The organism is Mucilaginibacter sp. McL0603, from assembly GCF_049992945.1.
In the GTDB taxonomy this organism is placed as follows: domain Bacteria; phylum Bacteroidota; class Bacteroidia; order Sphingobacteriales; family Sphingobacteriaceae; genus Mucilaginibacter.
The window spans coordinates 2,291,361-2,311,847 of sequence record NZ_CP188251.1 but is presented as its reverse complement, the minus strand read 5'-3'; the positions used below and the strand labels follow the sequence as shown (position 1 = coordinate 2,311,847).

Below are 20,487 nucleotides of genomic sequence, written 5' to 3'. Positions count from 1 at the left end.
TTTTTGGTAGAAGATCTTTATTTATACTCTGATATATATTTTCTTTTTGTCCAGCACATAACCCACCAGCCAGCAAACAAGCATAAAGCTGATGGCGAAAAGCAGCGAGCCCACCCTTCCCGGGGCGATATCCTGGAAAAGCGAGGTCCAAAAAGCCGGTAAGCTTTTGCCGCTGATCACTATCCATCCAAGGATAATTAACAGTATTTCGGAGAGCACATAAATTGGCAAAGGGTTTTTCCCAACCACAGTAAAGAAACGTGCCCAGTTACCTTTATTCCAATTATTTATTTCCAAAGCATATAGCAGGAACGAAATAATAACCAGGTCTAATCCTGTAGTGATAAATACGAATGAGCTTGTCCACAATTTTTTATTCATCGGGAATACTGAATCCCAGCAGATAGCGATAAAAATAAAAAGGCAGCCTGTGAGTAATAGTTTTGATATCGTTGTATAAGTCTTTCCGCTTTCCTGTATAAACTTACCGGCATAATAACCGATCACTACGTTAACGATAGCAGGTATGGTACTTAATACCCCTTCAGGCTCAAACGCTATATGCTCGCCATGGTAAAGGTGTGCATCACCAAATAACCATTTATCAAGATATAGCCCAGCATTACCCGTCATGGTTAGTTGGGCACCCTGGTCACCAAAAACGAGTAATAGTACCCAATAACCTAATAGAAACAAAGCAGATAAAATATAAACCGTGCGGGTTGACAGGTAATGGATCATTAATGAAGCAAAGCAGTAGCACAATGCTATACGTTGTAACACGCCCATAATGCGCGTATTACCAATTGGCGATAGTGACCAGTGTCCATCAGTTACGTGAAAGAATGGGAACCAATACATCAGGTATCCTATCAAAAAGATAAGGAAAGTACGTTTAAATATTTTAGATAAAACCGCACCATTACCCATTTGCTGATAACGCTTCATGGTAAAGCTCATGGCATTACCTACAGCGAATAGAAATGAAGGGAATACAAGATCGGTTGGAGTAAAGCCATTCCACTTTGCGTGGTCAAGCGGCCAGAAGGCTACATTACTTCCGGGATTGTTGACAATGATCATAAAACAAATGGTCATTCCACGGAATACGTCCAGGGATAAGAATCTTGGTGAAGCTTCGGGCATAAACTAGTTTAATTGAATTGGAATGCCCAATGTAGCAATTACAATTTAAATGTAAAAGCAAATGTTAAATAGTTTTAGAAACTTTTTAAATTTAATTGAAAAGTACCTTTTAGAAAAGTAATAAGAAAGATAAGCATCTATAGACAAAGACTAAAGACTGGTTTCAATCTAAGTAGCCTGCAAGTTCGGGTTCATTATATTCCCTGATGAAATTCACTATACGGTATATGTTTTCATCTTCCAGGCTTGCATTGCCGTTTCTCTCCCATTCAAACAATTCGCCGTCAAACCTGATCTCACCTATGCCATTATCTCCTTCGCTTAAAACGTAGCGACCGGTAGCGAACAGATCGCCAAAAGCAATTTCTTCATAAATGGGTTCGATGGTAATCTGGCGACCTCCACTCGCTGATTCCAGATGATAATTTACGGGGTTAACCATGACGTTGGCTTTTTTAATTTTTAGACGTAAAAAAAAATATTTTGTTTCATAAAATCAAAGTTTTTTAACAACATGATACTGCTTAATGAAAATAGTTAAAAAACTAAAAATCAAGTTGTTAAACTAAAAAATTAAGAAGGGATAGAGAGTTTATAAATTAGCTTTCCAACATCATCAAAAATGACTAATCGACCTGTTCTGGTACCGTCACTTTGCCTAAAAGTTAATTTACATTTAAACCTAACAATTAAATTAAACATTTGCAAATATTCTATCAATCAGTTTCACAATAGGTTACAAAAAGAAAATACGCTTTTATAAAACAGCCTTCCCAATCGGAAACTTCATTATTAAAACTAGTATAAGACCTGCTTTCTGCCAATGCTTATCATACAATCATCAATTGTAACAGACCCATTTTTACTTTTAGTACAGAGTAATATTCTGAGGATCCATTTACTTTAAATAAAGTAGCTTTAATCTCTTTATAACAGAACTTTATGAAATACAAAAAATACACTGTATAAATTACACCTTATTTATAAAATCCATATTAAAGTGGTACATTTTTTGACAAGTGTTAGTAACAATTCACATACATGCCGACCACTAACTTTTATTTGATACAAACTGACAATGGTGCTATGATACGGGATGTAAAATCCATGTTACGTATAAATATACACCAGTTAAATAATGTCTCATTCAGCCCTAATCCATCTGAGTTACAATTCTATAGCATATACCCAGGCTCATTGCTTGCCTTTGAAACAGTAAATATTAAAGATTATCTGAGGCCGATCGTAGCTTCGGCCCTGCTATGGTATGCGCAGTATATTGGCTATCCCGAAATGCATATCAGCAGTCAAGATCCGAGACCTTCGCTAAAAGCGGGGTAATCAGAGCATTAGCAAAAATTTCTCAAATTGGGGAATAAAATCATCAAACAATACACACCCGCTTGCTTTTTCGTATTCGCCTTTTGTAAAAGTGTAAATTATATAACCATTTTTTACACATTCCATTTGGTACTCCCAGTCGCCTATTTTCCAGGCGATAGAGAGGCTACCGCATGATGTTGGCCTGAACAATACATCCCGGTCAAGATTAATATCCTCAATATAATTAAGCACCTTTTCGGCATTATCACGGGCAATATCGTTGAGTTCCGGAATGTATGGATTAACTCTATTTAATACAGCGGTAATTTGTGAATGCATATTGATAAAGCAAATAATGTTTTGCCCCCTGTTTATACGGCAACACGTCCAATAGGTTCGCAATTTTAGTGGTATACTATTTGCACAATGGTTAATACATCATATAACTAATCATTTTGATGTTATAACTAAAACCTAATTAAAATATCACCATGTGTAAACTTGTATTAATTGATGATAATCCTATTGATCATTATATCGTGCGTACAATGCTTTACAATAATGAGGCATGTAAACAAGCCACCTATACATTTGATGGCAGCATGGTACTTGAATTTATAGAGGAAAACAGAGCTGCAAAACACCTGTTACCCGATGTCATTTTTCTTGATCTTACCATGCCTGATTTTAGTGGGTGGGAGTTTTTAGACAAGTTTGAAAAAATAAAGGATAGCCTGGATAAGCAGATCGAATTATATGTAATGACTTCATCAGTAAGAGAATCTGATAAAGAACGATCAAGTAAATATGGATGTGTTAATTCATTTATCAGCAAACCATTAACAAAACAGATATTGAATAATATCTGTCAACAGCAGCAGCTTAATTAATAAACAAAGAGTTTAATTTTTCACATAGTTTTTTAGTTCACAGATTAATCAATTGAACGTCGGGCCTGATAACCCCGGCGTTTTTTATTTACTTCTGATGTTGGTTGATTAAAAAATCATCACCTATAACTAATAAAAGTAAATCAGGCTAAGGTTCCCGCTTTACTATCAAATTTACGGAATTAGCTATTTAGCAATCGTTTTTATAATGCTGATTGGATGTCGCTTAATGAAACGCCTAACGTTTTAATAGCGATAAGATTTAAACTTGATTTATTGCCCGTGAAATGGAAAATACAATGCTTATGCATCAGTTTTTCTCCGGGTTTTAAAAATGCACCTGGCGAAACACTTTCTATTTCATAAAAAGGCCCCATTTGTGTCCCGTCAGCCAAAGGGCCATCGTTGTAAGCATTTACAGCATCACCTGCAAGCGGATCTTTGTCTGTTTTCCATTCCTGGTTAAGATATGTTGCTCTACTATCCACATCAAATTTGGTAATGGTAAGAACGTTATTTGTAGCATCGTAACTGCCTGCTATAGAAGTAGAACGTGCAGCAGGCATACCCAGTTTACCTCTCGATTTCCCATCGGCCTTAAAAAACAAATGTCCATTTTTGTAATTGACTCTTGTTGGGGGTATCTGTCCAAAATAATCAGTAGTGGCTACTTTACCTTTTGCATCTACTTTGTAAGGTATAACAATAGTTACCTGCGGTGATGGGGTAAACATATCCAGGTCCCAAAGGCATGGTGCCCCGGTTTGCTTTGTCCACGCTTTTGAGCTTGCATTTGTAATAATATTATTGGTCTTGATGCCTACTGTTTTAACGGTGGTATCAAGTTGTATACCCAGTGCTTTCTCAATTTCCATTTCACTCATAATACCGATTTGCCGGTTAACTTCTATATCAAGCCTTGTACCCAGATAATTGACAAGGCTCATACTTTTAGTTAAGGATACTTGTTTATCTTCTTTGCCAATAACTGTCCAGCTTTCATGGTCCATCGGAGCGGGTGTAAACCAGTTGGCAAACTCCATTTTGGTGCCTTGTTTAAAAAACAGCGCAAATTTTCCGCCTTCGGGACCTATCCAAAGCCTGTCTTCACCGCCATAAGCGTTCATATGCGGATCAACGGCTTTGCCAAATGCTTTGTAATTTATCCAGCCAAAACTTTTCCCTTCGTCGCCATTAGCAGTTGAAGTAAATACTTTACCCTGGTATTTTGGTGAAACGATCACTTCGGATAAGCCATCGCTACTCTTAAGAAGTACTACACTATCTTTCTTTTTCAGAAAGTCAAGGTCATAACCAAAAGAACCTTTTTTGAAATAGTAAACCTGGTTGTAGTTATAATTTCTATTTGATTTTGATTTGCATGCGCATAAAAGCTCTAATGCAGCAATAAAAATAAAACCTAACTTAAATTTTTGCATGGCTGTTTAATTTACTTCTAACTGATCTTTGGCTGGCAATTTAGGAAATGGCGCATGAGGCTCCGTTTGGTACCAAAAAGCTACCGATGCAACATCATCCTGCAAAGGCATATAACGGCCGTCCTGGTGCCAACCCAAATCCTGTATAGTAACCTTTAGATCTTTATCAAAACGGATAGGGTCTGTTATATGCCATCGATATAAACCAAAACGTTGTGCAATGTTATAATGCCCATCACCTTTGATTACTTGTGGTAAGCCGGTATATGGGCCACTGAATTCGGTGTAATTACTCGATTCTACACCGTTCTTGTCCACCTTATGGGTATCAAAGTCGTATGCCCCGCAAAAATAGTCCTCCGTTCCGGTACCGTTTATTGTCGGGAACTCTGTATCGCCATCCATAAAAAATTTGATCTCCCCCTCTCCCCACCACCCATTTTTATTTGAACCGTACGCCATATAAGTACCCACATACTGACCTTTACCCCTGATGCTATCTACCAGCACATAATCTTTTTTGAAAGGCAATGGATTAACCCTGCGGAATTGGGCATGAAAATAACCTGCGTCTTTTGGCACTTCAGTCAATGTATAATCTACCTGGTAATATAATACCATATCCTCATTATCAATATTCTCCATAGTTATGCGGCACTTTTTGCGGAAAGGCATGGGCCAATAACAATTTAACCCACTACCCGGATTAACCACCACAGCCAATGATGTTACCGGAGCAAATTTGCCCCATCCCATACAAAAAAAATCTCCTACTGGTACTTCAATAGATGGTGTTGTTTCATCGTCCCAATAAAAGCGAATTATTGAATAGCGCCAATTACCAGTCGGTGTCATCCAGATATGCTGAACAGCACCCGATCCGTCTATCTCAGCCACAGTATAAGTGGTTTTCTTTTTGATCACTACACTGGGGCTTACCTTCCATTTCTGTCCCAAATCACGCGATGGCCCTAATCCTGTACCTGTTGTAGCCATACCCCCTTTGCCTTTTTCGCCATTAAAATTTTCAGGACTGATGGAACGGGTTTTCGCATCAGAAGTGCGGTAAAGATTGCCCAGGTTAACATCCAAACCATTAAATTTTTGCTGCGCTTTTATGGCAGATGCACCCCAGACAAGTATCAATAGAACCAGGAACTGTTTTCTCATAAGGATCAATATTTTATTGTGGTTTAAAACTTATTGTATTTACCAGGTTGCCAATGCCATCAATGCTGATAGAAACAACGTCATCCGGTTGCAGTGTAAAATCATTAGGTGGTACAAGGCAGGTTCCGGTCATTAAAAAGCATCCGTTTGCAAATACGCATTCACGATACAGGTATCCGGCAAGCTCATCAAATTTCCGTTTCATCCTGTTGATGCTGGTCTCATCGTGGTAAACTTCTTCGTTATTTCGTGATATGCTCATCTTAATAGCTGTATCTGCTGGAATCGCTTCCTCAGGAATATACAAACAAGGCCCGAGCGCGGCACTGCGCTCATAAATTTTTGCCTGCGGCAGATAAAGCGCATTTTCACCCTCTATACTGCGCGAACTCATATCATTGCCAATGGTATATCCTTCAATATTACCTTTTGAGTTGATAAACAACGTCATTTCAGGTTCGGGTACGTTCCACGACGAATCCCTACGGATATAAACTTCCTGATTATGACCTGCAACCCGGTGTGGCAGGGATTTAAAGAATAATTCCGGTCGTTCTGCAGCATAAACCTTATCATACAGGTCAGCCGCACCTGAATCAGCCGATTCTTCCATACGTGCTTCACGGCTGCGCAAATAAGTAACACCGGCAGCCCATACCTCCTGATTGCCTATTGGCGGCAGCAAATTATTATCAATATGGGCTTTTGCAAGTTCCTCTGAAACTATGGGCAATCCAGCTATCATACCGAATAAATATTCATATAAACCTTCCCGGTTGATCAGCGCATCCCAATCATATTGAATTAAATAATTTGCGTTATTATGCTGCAAAACAATACCGTCAGATAGCTTATATAATTTCATCAGTAATACCGGTTTATAATTGACATTACAATATAGTAACCTTTTGTAATCTAAGTAAATACTTTTTAAGATAATGCGGTCAATAGTTTATATAACCCTATTACTTGTAACATGTTTAATATAAAAACCGATAATTGGGGATGTACCCTATCTTTGGAGATAGTTATTATATAAAAAAAACTATCCCTCTAATTGTTATCTGCAGTTTAGGTATTGCCTTAATATCATGGAATTATAAAGGCCATAAAGCATTGCAAGTGAATATGATACGGTGACCCCTGAGCAAATTTAGAAATGAAAAAGCGACCCGGTGATCATTTGGCTTTGGGAAAGTTACCAGATAAGCACGATACTCTACAAAGAAGTGGAAACCAATAATGATCTTGATGAACAATACTATTCAGATCATATTGGCGTCATTCACAATCGGATTGAAAAGGCAGGGATAAGATTGGCGGGCGAATTAAATAGATTACTTGACACAGGGCAACCACAATAATTCAAATCCGATGGCTATTTTGACTTACCATTAAGCCTTCTCAAATAGTCTTTTTTCAGATCATCAATCATCAAATCATAACCCTTCCGATCGCTGAATGCTTTGGGATTATAAGCGTCGCCCGGCTTATGTTTCTCATGAAGCCCAAACTGACTGGCATGAGCGGCTACCCAGATATCGAATTGCACTTCTTTCATTGCATTAAGTGTATAGGCATAGTCCTTACCAACATCCGGATAAGTGGGCATACTTGGGAGTTTCGCCTCATCCAGAACAGTGGGCATATTCGCTATCAAAACCCGGTACGAGCGATGCCCATCCTTCACATCAAATAAAAAACTGCAAGCGCCTTTGGTATGCCCAGGATGATGCAGCATAATGATTTGCATACCGCCAAACTTTATGGTGTCGTGATCATGTAATAAGCTATCAGCTTTAATTGGTTCGAATAAATTGCCCTTACCACCGAATTCATAATCGGAGTTACCGCCATCAGCCAATACAGGTGCATCATTCGCCTCGATCATTACTTTTGCACCTGTTATTTTCTTTATTTCTGCCATGCTTCCCACATGATCGAGATGTGCGTGAGTGGTTAATAAGATTTTGATATCAGAAAACTTGAAACCTAACGCTGCTATACTTGAATAGATCAAAGGGGCAGATCCCGGCGCCCCGGTATTAATTAATATATGCCCCTGTGGCGTGGTGATCAGGAAACAGGCCAGCTCATCCGTCCCAACGTAGTACAGATTGCCGGCAATGCGAAAAGGTTTATAAGGCTTAGACCAATCTCCTGGTCTGCCAGAAGACGGGCTAGGTTTTTGAGCAATTGAGTAAAGGCTACTGAACAACATACCCGTTGTTAGCACTATTATTTGTAATACTCTTTTTAAAGCTGGCATGTTAAATAAGGTATATTACGCAAAGATATTTTTACTCTTTCACCCATTTGCTTTTGAAGCCTAATTTTTTTAAGCCTTTTTGGATGTCAGGATCATTCATAAACAATTTCCAGATTAGTCCGCTACGGTAATTTTCTATCATTACTACGATCGGCCCCTGGTCAATGGCCAAATGTGTCTTAGCATACCAGTTATGCGATTCGCTGAAGCCGTCAGCAAAACCATACGGTCCCCATATTTTATCACCCAGATCATAATAGAAATGCTTCAATGCCTGCATAGAATATTGAGGGGTATAGGGAAAAGAGGATAACGCCGCTGTAGGTTGTATCACCCCCCTATCATCTTCAGGACAATGTGCCACATATCCTTTGTAACTATCGCCTGCTGTTAGCCCCCAGCAGTTTTCGCCGTAGCCTTTGTAGTGCTTGGGATTTTCCATACAATAAGCCCGGTTGATGAGTGTATGATTCTTTGTTTGCAGGGCATAATCAATATCATGATCGTCCTGCAATCCGTTTGGATCGATACCCATGTAGGTATATTGCTCAAAAAACAGCGGTCCGCCTTTCTCATAATTACCTAACGGAAGCACATAATTGTAATAAGATTTACCGTTTTTCCAACCTGAACCTTTTACCCAACTGTTTTCATACAATTCTTTTGAGATAGGATGTCCCGGCGACGCTGCCGCTATAATATAAGTGATCAAAGCCTCGTCATAACCAAAAACCGGGAAATTCATATCAAAATCGTTATATGGACTCCAGTGCCAGTATAATACTTTATTGTCACCTTTGCTGTGCCAGTTCCAATCGGCAGCATCCCACATTTGTTGCACACGTTTCTGAAAATATCTTTCGGGCAGGCTGTTCCCTTTAAAATAGGCTTTGGCTGTAAGTAAACCCATCATCAGGTAGGATGTCTCAACTATATCCGCTCCATCATCAATCCTGCCAAACGGAATTGTTTTACCTGTTTTACCATTCATAAAATGCGGGTAAATGCCATGGTAGCAATCTGCTTTGATCAGGAAATCAACGATCTTTATCAAACGATTTAAAGCAGTATCCCGACCGATCCATCCCCGGTTCACCGCCACAATAGTTGACAAAATCCCCATACCGGTACCGCCAATAGCACAAGCTTCGGGACCAAAGGTTGATTTACTCAAATTCGGTTCCCCGTCAGCCTCATTTATATAATCCCAGTAATATTCTGCCTTAACCGTATTATCACGCTCCCGCGCCAAACCACTTACCGGGTGAGCAAAATCCCAGAAATACCTGAACGTCTGCCGTTGCACAATATCCAGCAACACCGAATCGCTGATATTCTTAATAATACCTACTGGTGCGATATCAACAGGGCCAGTTGCTTTATATGTAACACTATGTTTTTGAGAGAATGCTGTTAATGTAAATAACAAAAGGATAAATGTAAAAACTGATCCGTGTTTCATTAATATTTTCATGAATTTCAAGAAGGAAGCAGCAGGAGTACTGCCCGGTTTATTACACTAAGGTAATATATTTCTTTTCGCTCCGGATAATTAAATATTTCAGGACTATTCACTTATCCCGAACACAAACTTTTTTCTTAAGTAAGGACGCCCGCGATTGTCGGCAGTCTGCGTAAAGAACCTGGATTGGGCGCGAAGAATACGGATCCGGTTTTTATGGATTGGTCTTCGGAGAGTCAGATGACAATATAATATTCCTTCTTTTACAAGCTCATATAAGCTTATCTAAAGTTACCGGCAATTGCCGAACCCTTTTTCCGGTGGCATGATATATTGCATTAACAACGGCGGCGGTCATACCGGTGATACCGATTTCACCGATACCTTTGGCTCCTATTGGTGATATGTACGGATCAGGTTTATCAATAAACTGAATATCAAACTGAGGCATATCCGCATTTACCGGAACCAGGTATTGGGCTAAATCGCGTGTTACCACCCGCCCGTTATTGGGATCGTATGCTGTCCCTTCCAGTAACGCCATTCCAATTGCAAATATCATCCCGCCCATAATCTGACTTTTAGCAGTTTTTAGGTTGAGTACTTTCCCAATATCCATTACTGCAACAGCCTTGTCAACCTTCACCATTCCTAAATCCGGATCAACCAGCACTTTAACAAATTGTGCTCCAAAGGAGTGAAACGAATAGGGTTTCCTGTCAACATCCTGATCTTCCTGCACGGCTGGATTTGTTTTACTTTCTTCCTCAACAGCCGCGTCCATCCCGCCCGTTGGCGCCGGATTTGCTCCTTGTGGATCCCTTGTTGAAACTCGGGTTTTTGCCTGGGCTTCCAGTTTCTGCAATCCTTTGCGTTTCAATAGTTCCGCATAACTTTCGCCTTTGTCTGTATGGCCTTTTTCATAAATACGACCATTATCGGCAATAATATCTTCTTCCTTGCGACCATGTAGGGGTGAAGCAGTATCTGAAACAGCCAAACCAATTAATTTGGATATTACCGCCAAAGCAGCAGCCCTGATGGGCGGCCCAACACTTGCAGTAACTTGTGACCCTCCAGAATTTGCTCCCGTTGGATAATCACTGCGACCTATTTTCACCGTTACCCGATCAACCGGCAAGGCTAGTGCTTCGGCTGCAATTTGCGTCATTACGGTATAAGTACCTGTACCTATATCCTGGGTAGCGCTTAAAACTTCGGCATGGCCATCTGCATATAAGGTTACTTTTGCAGCTGAGGCAACGCGGTTAGCCAGATAAGTAGCTGTGGCCATTCCGTAGCCTACAATGTAATTACCTTCACGCATTGACCCTGGTTCGGGGTTTCGTTGAGACCAGCCTATCGCAGCTGCACCGCGTTGGTAACATTCTTTCAGATTTTTGGCAGAGAATTGCTTTTGTCTCTGCTCATCCATTTCAGCATAATTAAGTAATCTTAGCTGAATAGGGTCCATTTTTAACTGGTACGCCAGTTCATCCATAGCGGTTTCAATGGCGTAAGTACCTGTTGCTTCTCCGGGTGCACGGGTAGGACATGGTGTCACTTTATTAAGCCGGACCAGCCTATGGCTGATTTCAACATTTGGACAACTGTAAAGCATACTTGTTGCCAAACCGGCAGTTTCTACAAATTCATCAACAAACGAACTCTCCGAAATAGTATCATGTTTTATTGCTGTAAGCTTGCCTGAACGATCTGAAGCCAACTCTATTTTTTGAATGGTTTCGGAACGGCGTCCGGCGGTCGTAAACATTTGCTGCCGGCTAAGCACTAATTTTACAGGGCGCTTAACCATTTTTGCCGCCATAGCGGTTACTATGGGGTTAGGCCATGTAAAACCCTTGGACCCAAATCCGCCCCCAATAAATAATGATGTTACTTTTACTTTTTCAGGCGAGAGGTCAAACAAAGTAGATAAAAGGCTCCTGACCCCTCCTACCGCTTGTGTAGCGTCGTAAACCATTAAACTATCCTCATTCCATTCTGCAACAGAAGCATGGGGTTCCATTGCATTATGGTGATAGACGGGAGTGGTGTAAGTTTGCTCCATTTTAACTTCGGCATTTTGCAATGCAGCATCCGCATCGCCGCGCTTAGCTTGTAATTGGGAGCCACCTGAAGTTGGAATATAGCTTTTTGAAATATTTGCATTCAGATCAAAAACCGGAGTTTCGGTTTCATAATCAACTTTCACCAATTTTGCGGCATACTCCGCCTTTTCAAAGGTCTCGGCAAGCACAACAGCAATAACTTGGCCGTCATAATAAATACGGTCATTTTGCAGTGGCAGGAGGCCCTTTTCTGCATACTTACCGGATCCCGGATCTGTACCCTGCGGAAAATGCAGGCTCATCGCATTTTTATAAGTCATTATGCCAACAACTCCTTTAACTCGTTCAGCCTGGCCGGTATCTATATTTCTGATCCTTCCTTTAGTAATAGTGCTTAACACCAAAACCCCATAAACCATATTTTTAGGGAAATATTCGGCTGAGTAGGTAGCGCCGCCGCTTACTTTTAGCTTACCGTCAACTCTGTCTATCGGTTTTCCAAGTAAATCGTTCATGACATACCTCCTACTGTTTTTAAGGCGCGTACAAGGGTACGTTTTGCCAGTTCTATTTTAAAAGAGTTGTAGTTTCCCGGCTTTGCACCATTTAATGCTGCTTCGGCCGCTTTGCGGTAGGTCTGTTCATCGGCGGATGCCCCGGTCAACGCTTTTTCCGCTTCGAGAGAACGCCATGGCTTAGTTCCTACTCCTCCTAAAGCCACCCTTGCCGCTTCTATCCTTCCATTTGAGATATTTAATGCGACAGCCGCCGAAGCCAGGGCAAATTCGTAGGAATGACGATCACGCACTTTTAAATAGTGTGATTTTGCTGCAAAAGGGATCGGTGGAAGTTCTACTGCCGTAATCAGCTCACCGGCTTTTAATGTTGTTTCATATTGTGGTGTCTGACCGGGAAGCCGGTGAAATTCGTGGAATGGAATTTCCCGTTTCCCTCCTGATCCCTCCACGTGAATTATCGCATCCAGTGCTGCCATAGCAACGCACATATCTGATGGATGTGTAGCAATGCATTGTGTACTGGTACCTAAAATGGCATTCATACGATTGTAACCATTTATTGCAGAACATCCCGAACCCGGAACCCGTTTATTGCAGGGAAATGAAGTATCGTAAAAGTAGGGACAACGGGTGCGCTGTAAAAGATTGCCGCCTACGGTAGCCATATTTCTTATTTGCGGCGAAGCACCCGATAACAATGCTTCCGATAAAACCGGGTATTTTTTGATAATGACGGGATGGTAAGCCAAGTCGCTGTTTTTTACCAGGGCGCCTATCCGGACACCGCCATTCGGCAGCGTTTCAACTGTTTCCAGCTTCAAAGAATTGATGTCTATTAATTGAGATGGCTTTTCAATATCCAATTTCATCAGGTCGACGAGGTTAGTGCCGCCGGCAATGAACTTTACATTTGCACCGCCTGAAGATGCAATGGCTGTATGCAGATCAACCGGGTGGATAAGTTTAAACGGTTCCATAAATTTTGCTACGTTTAAGAGATGTTTTGTACTTCTTTAATAGCTGCAACGATATTCTGATAGGCGCCACATCTGCAAATATTCCCGCTCATCAGTTCATGTATTTCGGCATCCGTATGCGCATGGCCTTCATTTACCAGTCCAACAGCAGAGCATATCTGCCCGGGGGTGCAATAGCCGCATTGAAAGGCATCGTGCTTTATAAAAGCCTCCTGCATGGGATGCAAGCTATCCCCTTTTGCCAGTCCTTCAATGGTAATTATTTCATTACCCTGGCACATTGCAGCAAAACGGAGGCAGGAATTGACTCGCCTTCCGTTTATCAGAACCGTACACGCGCCGCATTGGCCATGATCGCAGCCCTTTTTCGTTCCGGGCATCTGTAGATTTTCACGTAATGCATCAAGCAATGTGGTACGTTCGTCAATATCAAGTGCATGCTTTTGCCCGTTCACAGTCAGAGTAATTGTCGTTGTTTCAGGACTTGCGGGTGGTGCTTCCGGTAAAATATCTTTAGTTCTTGCAAGTAAAGGGACTAAAGTAAATCCGGCACCGGCGTAGGTAATCTGGGCCAAAAACGCCCGGCGGGTTGTACCATTAGAGGGTGGCTCATCATCAACCCTATTTGAAGTATCTGGATTACTTTCCATAATGATTGAAATATATTTCGGTAACATTTACTGAAATAAAAAGTTTAAAAAATCAGTCGATTTTTTAAAACATTCTGAAAAAGGAAATGTGGCTTTGTGTTTCTGGCAGGGGGAGAAAATATTGCAACAAAAAATAACAATCGGCCGTTGTTATCGCCGCACCATTACAAATTGCACATAACAAGAAAAGCAAGCCATTTCTGACCTGCTTTTTGAAATCCTTCACCTTTCGGCGTTGAGCTTTCGCCTCAAAAGTGATCCCATTAGGATTCGAACCTAAGACCTACAGATTAGAAATCTGTTGCTCTATCCAGCTGAGCTATGGGACCATCTGCGTTATTTTCGCGGTGCAAATATGCAAAAATCTGTTCAAAATTGAAATACATTCCGCTCAATTAACGGCATATTTAAAACATGTTGATGTATTAGATGTTAAATCAACACATGTATCTCCCTTCCTTATAGAATTAAAACCATTTGAATTCCTCCCTATGAGATCAGGTGTTACATTAAATTTGGTACAAAATTCAGTAAACAAATCATCGTCAAAAAGAAATAGAGCACTAGATGTACTGCGTGGTATAGCCGTATTAATGGTCATTTTTAGCCATGTTTATTTACCGGATAAAACAGCTGTTCAGCACTCTATTTTTAAATACATCAGGTTATTTTTTTCGTTGTTGACAATCGGAGGATGGTCAGGAGTGGATCTGTTCTTTGTATTAAGTGGTTTTTTGGTATCGGGTCTGTTGTTTAATGAATATAAAAAATCACAAAGTATAAAGCCTGGCAGATTTTTGATCCGGCGCGGTTTTAAAATTTATCCGGGCTTTATTTTTTTCATAACAACCACCTTTTTAATAGAAACGTTTTGGCAAAATTTTCTTGGCGTAAGGTTCCCTATTAGTGATTATATAAAAGATCTTTTCTTTTTACATAATTATTTTGGAGGCCGCTGGACGCATACCTGGTCATTGGATGTGGAAGAAGCTTTCTATTTTTTACTAACCGCCATGTTTGTAATACTTATAAAATCAAGGCAACTTAATCTGAAAGTGATAATAAACACTTACCTTTTACTTCTTGTAGCTGGCATTTTAGGGCGTTTAATAGCTAATTATACACACCCCGAATACAATTTTGATTATCATTTTTTTTATACCCACTTCCGCCTCGATGCTTTGTTTTTCGGTGTTTTGTTATCCTACTTATATAATTTTCAAAAGGAACAATTCTTAGGTTTTTTTTCAAAAAACAAAAAAATAATTGCACCACTTGTAGCACTTCTGCTGATCCCCAATTATCTATTTCACCGGATCGACAATTCCTGGATATCTGTAGTTTTATTAGCCACGAATCCCCTCGCCTACGGTTCATGGATCATTTTAGCGCTAAACAGCAAGCTAAGATTTTATTGTAATTCGATACTCTCATTTATAGGTCGCAGTTCCTACGCCATTTACCTCTGGCATCCGTTTGTTAATATCTATGCCAACCACTATCTCAATACCTCAAAAGCAGGCTTTTTAATATACATTGCCGGTTACTTGATTTTTAGCATAATTATTGGTTATATAGTTACTAAATTACTTGAAGATCCTATGCTGAAAATAAGAGACAAGTTATACCCTTCTCAAAATAAGACAGCTTTGGTGCCGGCGGGGTAAATAATTAAATCACAATCTGGTTTTACTTAAATAATATACAAACATTATATAAACATCATATTCAAATTTTATATCTCATTCAAAAATATCGCTTCGTTATTCCAAAAAAGCTCTTAATTACGTCGAAATATTTAATAAATTTTATCACTGAATAGTCGCTTTTTATATATAAAAACTGTATATTAGATTGCTTTGCATCAATTTTTTACATTTTAAAAATACAAAGTGTTTTATTTACAATTAGTAAATCATACTTTTAACCAATTTTTTAGATAAACTTAATTTATGATCATAATTGCTGACGGTGGCTCCACTAAAACCAATTGGTGTTTGGTTACCGAAGAAGGTAAAAAAGTGTATTTTAATACAGAAGGCTACAACCCTTATTTTTCAAGTACAGCCTACATTGTTCAGTCGTTAATGGAGAACCTTCCGACTGACCTGGAGAAAAGTGAGATAACCGAGGTGAATTATTATGGTGCGGGCTGCTCAACCGATGACATGCGCAAGATTGTAGCCGATGCTATGAAAGCTGTATTCACTAAGGCAAGAGTGTATATTGGCCACGATTTGCTTGCTGCCGCAAGGGCTTTATTAGGCAATAACGAAGGCTTTGCAGCCATCTTAGGTACAGGCACCAACACTTGTATTTATAATGGTAAAGAAGTTGTCAGCAATATCGATTCGGGCGCATACATCCTGGGTGATGAAGGCAGCGGATGTTACATTGGCAAAAAACTATTGGTGGATTACCTGCGTGGTTATATGCCCGAGCCTGTAAGAAAGCTTTTTTGGGATACCTTTAAACTAACTCCTGATGATGTGAACGAACAGGTTTACACACAGCCACGTGCTAACCGTTTCTGCGCAAGCTTCAGCAAGTTTGTGTATGATAACAATGTGCATATTGAGTATTCAAGAAACCTGGTACGTACCTCTTTCGAAGATTTTTTCCGTAACCTGGTTACGCATTATCCTAATTATCAGAAATACACTTTCAATTGTATAGGTTCCGTTGGTTATAACTTCCGAAATGTTCTGGAAGAAATCGTGACCGAAAACGGCATGGTTGTAGGTAACATCATCCGTTCACCTATAGATAATCTGGTAAAATACCATTTGGACCTTGCTCCAAGTCAGCTATAAACCTTGATTATATAAAAAATGCGTTCTAAATACCAGAACGCATTTTTTTATGCTTTATATTTTAAGGATTAGGCAATTCTGCCTTTGTTCTCCAGATTCAATTCGCTTTGGAATATCTTGGCATATTTCCGCCTATCAAACTTGTATAATTTTGCGGCGCGATACGATACTCCTTTTTGTTTTTCATCAAGCTCTTTCAAAAAGCCATAGCTCAGCATTTTCTTTCTGAAATTTCTTTTGTCCAGTTTCTTATTTAGCACAGCTTCATAAAGCAATTGCAACTGCGTAAGCGTAAATTTTTCGGGCAGCAATTCAAAAGCTATCGGCTGATAATTAAGTCTGCGTTTTATCTTGTTAAAGCCTGTCTGGAAAATCTCGCTGTGGTCAAACGCCAGTTTAGGCAGTTCGTTTACCGGATGCCAGAACGCTTTACGCGCATATTGAGTGATCGGACGCAACTCTTTTTGCCCGTTAATGCGGATAAGCGCATAATAAGCAACAGTGATCACACGCCCCTGGGGGTGACGGTTTACCTCGCCAAAAGTATGGAACTGCTGCATGTGCAAATCGCGCAAACCTGTAAGTTCATACAATATACGCTCGGCAGCATCATCAATGCTTTCGTCTTGTTCAACAATATAACCGGGTAAAGCAAGCCAGTCTTTAAAAGGCTCTTCGTTCCGCTCTATCAATAATATTTTTAATTCTCCGGCCTCAAAGCCAAAAATTACGCAGTCGATGGAGAATACTGAATTAAATGTGGGTAACTTTACTTCCAAAAGTTTTTATATTAATAGGTTTACGATCTAAAGATATGATGTAATTGTTCTAAGGTAAAAAAAAATAAAATAAAATCCAATGGTGTAATTTACACACACTATATTCGTACCGAAAAAAAACAGTCAAGAAAGATGCATAAAATTTCAAAACTGGGTGTTTTGACTTCCGGGGGCGATGCCCCGGGTATGAACCCATGTATAAGAGCGGTTGTACGTACCGGAATATACAACGGGTTGAACGTAGTAGGAATACGCAAAGGATACCAGGGACTTATCGAAAACGACATGTATGACATGACGCCGCGTTCGGTAAGCAATATATTAAATTTAGGCGGCACTATTCTAAAAACAGCGCGTTGTCTTCCCTTCCGCACGGATGAAGGCATGGAGACTGCGTACCAGAATTTAAAAAAACAGGGAATCGATGCGCTTGTAGTTATCGGTGGTGATGGAACCTTTACCGGTGCACTACGGTTTTCAAAAAAATACCCTGACATACAAGTAATGGGTGTACCCGGAACTATAGATAATGACCTTTATGGTTCAACCTATACGTTGGGTTTTGACACAGCGACAAATACGGTAGTTGAAGCCATTGATAAAATACGCGATACTGCTGATGCGCATGACCGCTTGTTCTTTATTGAAGTAATGGGCAGGGATAGCGGCGCCATTGCCTTGCGTGCAGGAGTTTGCTGTGGTGCTGAAGCTATTTTATTACCCGAAAAAGCTACAGCAATAGACGACCTGATCGCCAATCTGAAAGACGGGCAAAACAAAAAGAAATCATCCAGCATTGTAATTGTTGCCGAAGGTGATAAAAACGGTGGTGTATATGATATTGCCAGAAAGGTACAGCACGAGATCAAATTTTACGATATCAAGGTTACCATATTGGGGCACTTACAACGTGGTGGAAGCCCTTCGGCATTTGACAGGGTTTTGGGTAGTCGTTTAGGATATGCTGCTGTAAAAGCTTTGCTAAAAGGCGAAACACAAAAGATGGTAGGTTTGCAGGCAAATTATATCAAAATAACCAGCCTGGAAGAAGCACTTACACAACACGAATTTAAGCTGGAAGAAGATCTGATGGAGATGGCTGACATACTATCTATCTAAACTAATTGAATGATTGCAGTTGTATATAGCGGATCTAACTATGCCGAATGGCGCCTGGCAGACAGGGGAAGAACGATTGCTTCCTTTAAAACCGCGGGTATAAATCCCTATTTTAACGACGAAAAACAGATCATTCAACTGCTTAACAAAAATATCAACCTCATTCATCACGCCGAAGAAATAAAACGTATTTACTTTTTCGGCGCGGGCTCCTTCTCCAATGACCTTAAAGCAATTGTGCATAATGCACTGTCCACGTTTTTTAAGTTTGGAAAAGTAACCGTTGATCATGATATTGATGCAGCTGCAATAGCTTGCTGTAAAAACAAACCGGGCATTATTTGCGTTTGCGGAAGCGGGTCAAACGCAGCCTGGTATGATGGCCGGAAAGTGAAATCGAATAACTACGGCCTTGGTTATATTTTAGCCGATGAGGGTTCTGGTAACTGGCTGGGACGGCAATTGCTCAAAGCATTTATGAACGAAACGCTGCCGCCAAACATCAAAAAGAAGTTTGAGCACCGTTACGATTTTGACCGGAAGACCTTATTAGAAAAGATTTATCGCCAAAAACAACCGGCAGTATTTTTAAGCTCATTTACTGATTTTTATATTGAAAACAGGGAAGACAATTATCTTAAGAACGTCATAATAAATGGCTTTGATAAGCTGATAAATACTTATTTGTTACCTTTATATAAGCAGCATCCGGACACGCAAATCCATTTTGCAGGTTCGGTCGCTGCAGGCTTTCAGGATTACCTTTATGAAGCAACCGCCGCTGCAAATCTTACCATTGGAAATATTATTAAAGAACCCATAAATAATTTACTAACGTACTATTCAAATAAAAATTAAAAAATCATGAAAATAGGAATAAACGGTTTTGGCCGTATTGGACGCCTGGCTTTTAGAGCCGCAGTTGATAGACCCGACGTAGAAATTGTTGGTATTAATGACCTTGTTGAGCCTGATTACATGGCTTACATGCTAAAATACGATTCTACTCACGGCCCTTTCAAAGGCACTATTGCTGTTGAAGGCGGACATTTGGTTGTAAACGGTAAAACTATTCGCGTAACTGCCGAAAAAGACCCTGCTAACTTAAAATGGAACGAAGTTGGCGCAGAGATCATTATCGAATCAACCGGTTTATTCCTTACCCAGGAAACCGCACAAAAACATATTGACGCCGGTGCTAAAAAAGTTGTAATGAGCGCACCTGCAAAAGATGATACCCCTACTTTTGTAATGGGTGTAAATCACAAAGAATTGAAAGCTAGTCAAACTATCGTTTCAAATGCGTCATGTACTACCAATTGTTTAGCGCCTATTGCTAAAGTATTAAACGACAAGTTTGGTATCGAAGAAGGTTTGATGAGCACTATACACGCCGTAACTGCTACACAAAAAACAGTTGACGGACCATCTCACAAAGATTGGAGAGGCGGCCGTGGCGCTTACCAAAACATTATCCCTTCATCAACAGGTGCTGCTAAAGCGGTTGCATTAGTTATCCCTGCGTTGAAAGGTAAATTAACCGGTATGTCTTTCCGTGTTCCGGTTCCTGATGTATCTGTAGTTGATTTAACCGTTCGCCTTAAAACCGCTGCTACTTATGAAGACATCAAGAAAGCGATGAAAGAAGCTTCAGAAGGTTCAATGAAAGGCATTTTAGGTTATACTGAAGACGAAGTTGTATCAGAAGATTTTAAAGGTGATGCCCGTACATCCATTTTTGATGCTAAAGCTGGTATCGCACTTAACAACAACTTTGTTAAAGTGGTATCATGGTATGATAACGAATGGGGTTATTCAAACAAACTGATTGATCTTGTTCAGGAAATTGGTAAACTCTAA

General features: G+C 40.1%; 20 protein-coding genes and 1 tRNA gene. 8 read left to right on the top strand and 13 right to left on the bottom strand.

The window, feature by feature from the left end:
- Positions 1-21: 21 nt before the first annotated feature.
- Positions 22-1,146, bottom strand: a complete 1,125-nt coding sequence (locus ACPPVU_RS10815) for an acyltransferase family protein (RefSeq protein ID WP_426671717.1) — start codon at positions 1,144-1,146, stop codon at positions 22-24.
- A gap of 163 nt (positions 1,147-1,309) precedes the next feature.
- Positions 1,310-1,588, bottom strand: a complete 279-nt coding sequence (locus ACPPVU_RS10810) for a hypothetical protein (RefSeq protein ID WP_426671716.1) — start codon at positions 1,586-1,588, stop codon at positions 1,310-1,312.
- A 599-nt stretch (positions 1,589-2,187) separates the two neighbouring features.
- Between ACPPVU_RS10810 and ACPPVU_RS10805 the strand changes: the two genes are divergently transcribed.
- Positions 2,188-2,487 carry a hypothetical protein gene (locus ACPPVU_RS10805; protein WP_426671715.1) on the top strand — a complete coding sequence of 100 codons (300 nt, stop codon included), beginning with the start codon at positions 2,188-2,190 and terminating at the stop codon, positions 2,485-2,487.
- Here ACPPVU_RS10805 and ACPPVU_RS10800 read toward each other — a convergent pair whose 3' ends face one another.
- Positions 2,488-2,808 carry a hypothetical protein gene (locus tag ACPPVU_RS10800; RefSeq protein WP_426671714.1) on the bottom strand — a complete coding sequence of 107 codons (321 nt, stop codon included), beginning with the start codon at positions 2,806-2,808 and terminating at the stop codon, positions 2,488-2,490. It abuts the gene before it with no gap.
- Between the two features lie 152 nt (positions 2,809-2,960).
- Here ACPPVU_RS10800 and ACPPVU_RS10795 point away from each other — a divergent pair, with 152 nt between their 5' ends.
- Positions 2,961-3,359, top strand: coding sequence for a response regulator (locus ACPPVU_RS10795; protein WP_426671713.1), 399 nt, complete (start codon positions 2,961-2,963; stop codon positions 3,357-3,359).
- Between the two features lie 203 nt (positions 3,360-3,562).
- Here the strand turns inward: ACPPVU_RS10795 and ACPPVU_RS10790 are convergent, their stop codons facing one another.
- Genes ACPPVU_RS10790 through ACPPVU_RS10780 form a run of 3 tightly spaced genes read right to left on the bottom strand, consistent with a single transcriptional unit; the run spans position 3,563 to position 6,833 of the window.
- Positions 3,563-4,798 carry a DUF6786 family protein gene (locus ACPPVU_RS10790; protein WP_426671712.1) on the bottom strand — a complete coding sequence of 412 codons (1,236 nt, stop codon included), beginning with the start codon at positions 4,796-4,798 and terminating at the stop codon, positions 3,563-3,565.
- 6 nt (positions 4,799-4,804) lie between these two features.
- Positions 4,805-5,968 carry a glycoside hydrolase family 172 protein gene (locus ACPPVU_RS10785; protein ID WP_426671711.1) on the bottom strand — a complete coding sequence of 388 codons (1,164 nt, stop codon included), beginning with the start codon at positions 5,966-5,968 and terminating at the stop codon, positions 4,805-4,807.
- A 13-nt stretch (positions 5,969-5,981) separates the two neighbouring features.
- The gene (locus ACPPVU_RS10780) at positions 5,982-6,833 is read right to left on the bottom strand and encodes a fumarylacetoacetate hydrolase family protein (protein ID WP_426671710.1); all 852 of its coding nucleotides are present in this window, start codon (positions 6,831-6,833) and stop codon (positions 5,982-5,984) included.
- Positions 6,834-7,143: 310 nt separating this feature from the next.
- Here ACPPVU_RS10780 and ACPPVU_RS10775 point away from each other — a divergent pair, with 310 nt between their 5' ends.
- Entirely contained in the window at positions 7,144-7,332 is a 189-nt protein-coding gene (locus tag ACPPVU_RS10775) for a S1/P1 nuclease (protein ID WP_426671709.1), read from the top strand.
- 14 nt (positions 7,333-7,346) lie between these two features.
- On the opposite strand, the gene bla is transcribed toward ACPPVU_RS10775, so the two are convergent.
- The 6 genes from bla to ACPPVU_RS10745 all read right to left on the bottom strand — a co-directional run bounded on the left by bla (position 7,347) and on the right by ACPPVU_RS10745 (position 14,245).
- A complete protein-coding gene (gene bla, locus ACPPVU_RS10770; protein ID WP_426672194.1) occupies positions 7,347-8,189 on the bottom strand; it encodes a subclass B3 metallo-beta-lactamase in 843 nt (280 codons plus the stop codon).
- 79 nt (positions 8,190-8,268) lie between these two features.
- Positions 8,269-9,699, bottom strand: a complete 1,431-nt coding sequence (locus tag ACPPVU_RS10765; protein WP_426671708.1) for a glucoamylase family protein — start codon at positions 9,697-9,699, stop codon at positions 8,269-8,271.
- Between the two features lie 271 nt (positions 9,700-9,970).
- Complete coding sequence (locus ACPPVU_RS10760) at positions 9,971-12,286, bottom strand: xanthine dehydrogenase family protein molybdopterin-binding subunit (RefSeq protein WP_426671707.1); 2,316 nt, start codon at positions 12,284-12,286, stop codon at positions 9,971-9,973.
- Positions 12,283-13,266, bottom strand: coding sequence for an FAD binding domain-containing protein (locus ACPPVU_RS10755; protein WP_426671706.1), 984 nt, complete (start codon positions 13,264-13,266; stop codon positions 12,283-12,285). The genes ACPPVU_RS10760 and ACPPVU_RS10755 overlap by 4 nt, the downstream gene beginning before the upstream one ends.
- Positions 13,267-13,280: 14 nt before the next feature.
- Positions 13,281-13,916 carry a (2Fe-2S)-binding protein gene (locus tag ACPPVU_RS10750; RefSeq protein ID WP_426671705.1) on the bottom strand — a complete coding sequence of 212 codons (636 nt, stop codon included), beginning with the start codon at positions 13,914-13,916 and terminating at the stop codon, positions 13,281-13,283.
- A gap of 255 nt (positions 13,917-14,171) precedes the next feature.
- Positions 14,172-14,245: transfer RNA gene (locus ACPPVU_RS10745), tRNA-Arg, on the bottom strand.
- Positions 14,246-14,407: 162 nt separating this feature from the next.
- Here ACPPVU_RS10745 and ACPPVU_RS10740 point away from each other — a divergent pair.
- The gene (locus ACPPVU_RS10740) at positions 14,408-15,583 is read left to right on the top strand and encodes an acyltransferase family protein (RefSeq protein WP_426671704.1); all 1,176 of its coding nucleotides are present in this window, start codon (positions 14,408-14,410) and stop codon (positions 15,581-15,583) included.
- 285 nt (positions 15,584-15,868) lie between these two features.
- A complete protein-coding gene (locus ACPPVU_RS10735) occupies positions 15,869-16,729 on the top strand; it encodes an N-acetylglucosamine kinase (protein WP_426671703.1) in 861 nt (286 codons plus the stop codon).
- A 68-nt stretch (positions 16,730-16,797) separates the two neighbouring features.
- Here the strand turns inward: ACPPVU_RS10735 and ACPPVU_RS10730 are convergent, their stop codons facing one another.
- Positions 16,798-17,508, bottom strand: coding sequence for an NUDIX hydrolase (locus ACPPVU_RS10730; protein WP_426671702.1), 711 nt, complete (start codon positions 17,506-17,508; stop codon positions 16,798-16,800).
- Positions 17,509-17,640: 132 nt separating this feature from the next.
- Here ACPPVU_RS10730 and pfkA point away from each other — a divergent pair, with 132 nt between their 5' ends.
- Genes pfkA through gap form a run of 3 tightly spaced genes read left to right on the top strand, consistent with a single transcriptional unit; the run spans position 17,641 to position 20,487 of the window.
- On the top strand, positions 17,641-18,627 hold the full coding sequence (gene pfkA / locus ACPPVU_RS10725; RefSeq protein ID WP_426671701.1) for a 6-phosphofructokinase: 987 nt from the start codon (positions 17,641-17,643) through the stop codon (positions 18,625-18,627).
- Positions 18,628-18,636: 9 nt separating this feature from the next.
- The gene (locus ACPPVU_RS10720) at positions 18,637-19,485 is read left to right on the top strand and encodes a hypothetical protein (protein WP_426671700.1); all 849 of its coding nucleotides are present in this window, start codon (positions 18,637-18,639) and stop codon (positions 19,483-19,485) included.
- Positions 19,486-19,491: 6 nt separating this feature from the next.
- Positions 19,492-20,487 (top strand): type I glyceraldehyde-3-phosphate dehydrogenase, encoded by a 996-nt coding sequence (gene gap, locus ACPPVU_RS10715; RefSeq protein WP_426671699.1) that lies wholly within the window; start codon positions 19,492-19,494, stop codon positions 20,485-20,487.

Bases quoted from the DNA above. Each gene is read 5' to 3' on its own strand.
- ACPPVU_RS10755 (WP_426671706.1), bottom strand. From the start codon at position 13,266: ATGGAACCGTTTAAACTTATCCACCCGGTTGATCTGCATACAGCCATT.
- ACPPVU_RS10750 (WP_426671705.1), bottom strand. From the start codon at position 13,916: ATGGAAAGTAATCCAGATACTTCAAATAGGGTTGATGATGAGCCACCC.
- ACPPVU_RS10720 (WP_426671700.1), top strand. From the start codon at position 18,637: ATGATTGCAGTTGTATATAGCGGATCTAACTATGCCGAATGGCGCCTG.
- bla (WP_426672194.1), bottom strand. From the start codon at position 8,189: ATGTTGTTCAGTAGCCTTTACTCAATTGCTCAAAAACCTAGCCCGTCT.
- ACPPVU_RS10785 (WP_426671711.1), bottom strand. From the start codon at position 5,968: ATGAGAAAACAGTTCCTGGTTCTATTGATACTTGTCTGGGGTGCATCT.
- ACPPVU_RS10760 (WP_426671707.1), bottom strand. From the start codon at position 12,286: ATGAACGATTTACTTGGAAAACCGATAGACAGAGTTGACGGTAAGCTA.
- gap (WP_426671699.1), top strand. From the start codon at position 19,492: ATGAAAATAGGAATAAACGGTTTTGGCCGTATTGGACGCCTGGCTTTT.
- ACPPVU_RS10780 (WP_426671710.1), bottom strand. From the start codon at position 6,833: ATGAAATTATATAAGCTATCTGACGGTATTGTTTTGCAGCATAATAAC.
- ACPPVU_RS10810 (WP_426671716.1), bottom strand. From the start codon at position 1,588: ATGGTTAACCCCGTAAATTATCATCTGGAATCAGCGAGTGGAGGTCGC.
- ACPPVU_RS10815 (WP_426671717.1), bottom strand. From the start codon at position 1,146: ATGCCCGAAGCTTCACCAAGATTCTTATCCCTGGACGTATTCCGTGGA.
- ACPPVU_RS10805 (WP_426671715.1), top strand. From the start codon at position 2,188: ATGCCGACCACTAACTTTTATTTGATACAAACTGACAATGGTGCTATG.
- ACPPVU_RS10800 (WP_426671714.1), bottom strand. From the start codon at position 2,808: ATGCATTCACAAATTACCGCTGTATTAAATAGAGTTAATCCATACATT.
- pfkA (WP_426671701.1), top strand. From the start codon at position 17,641: ATGCATAAAATTTCAAAACTGGGTGTTTTGACTTCCGGGGGCGATGCC.
- ACPPVU_RS10740 (WP_426671704.1), top strand. From the start codon at position 14,408: ATGAGATCAGGTGTTACATTAAATTTGGTACAAAATTCAGTAAACAAA.
- ACPPVU_RS10735 (WP_426671703.1), top strand. From the start codon at position 15,869: ATGATCATAATTGCTGACGGTGGCTCCACTAAAACCAATTGGTGTTTG.
- ACPPVU_RS10790 (WP_426671712.1), bottom strand. From the start codon at position 4,798: ATGCAAAAATTTAAGTTAGGTTTTATTTTTATTGCTGCATTAGAGCTT.
- ACPPVU_RS10795 (WP_426671713.1), top strand. From the start codon at position 2,961: ATGTGTAAACTTGTATTAATTGATGATAATCCTATTGATCATTATATC.
- ACPPVU_RS10765 (WP_426671708.1), bottom strand. From the start codon at position 9,699: ATGAAACACGGATCAGTTTTTACATTTATCCTTTTGTTATTTACATTA.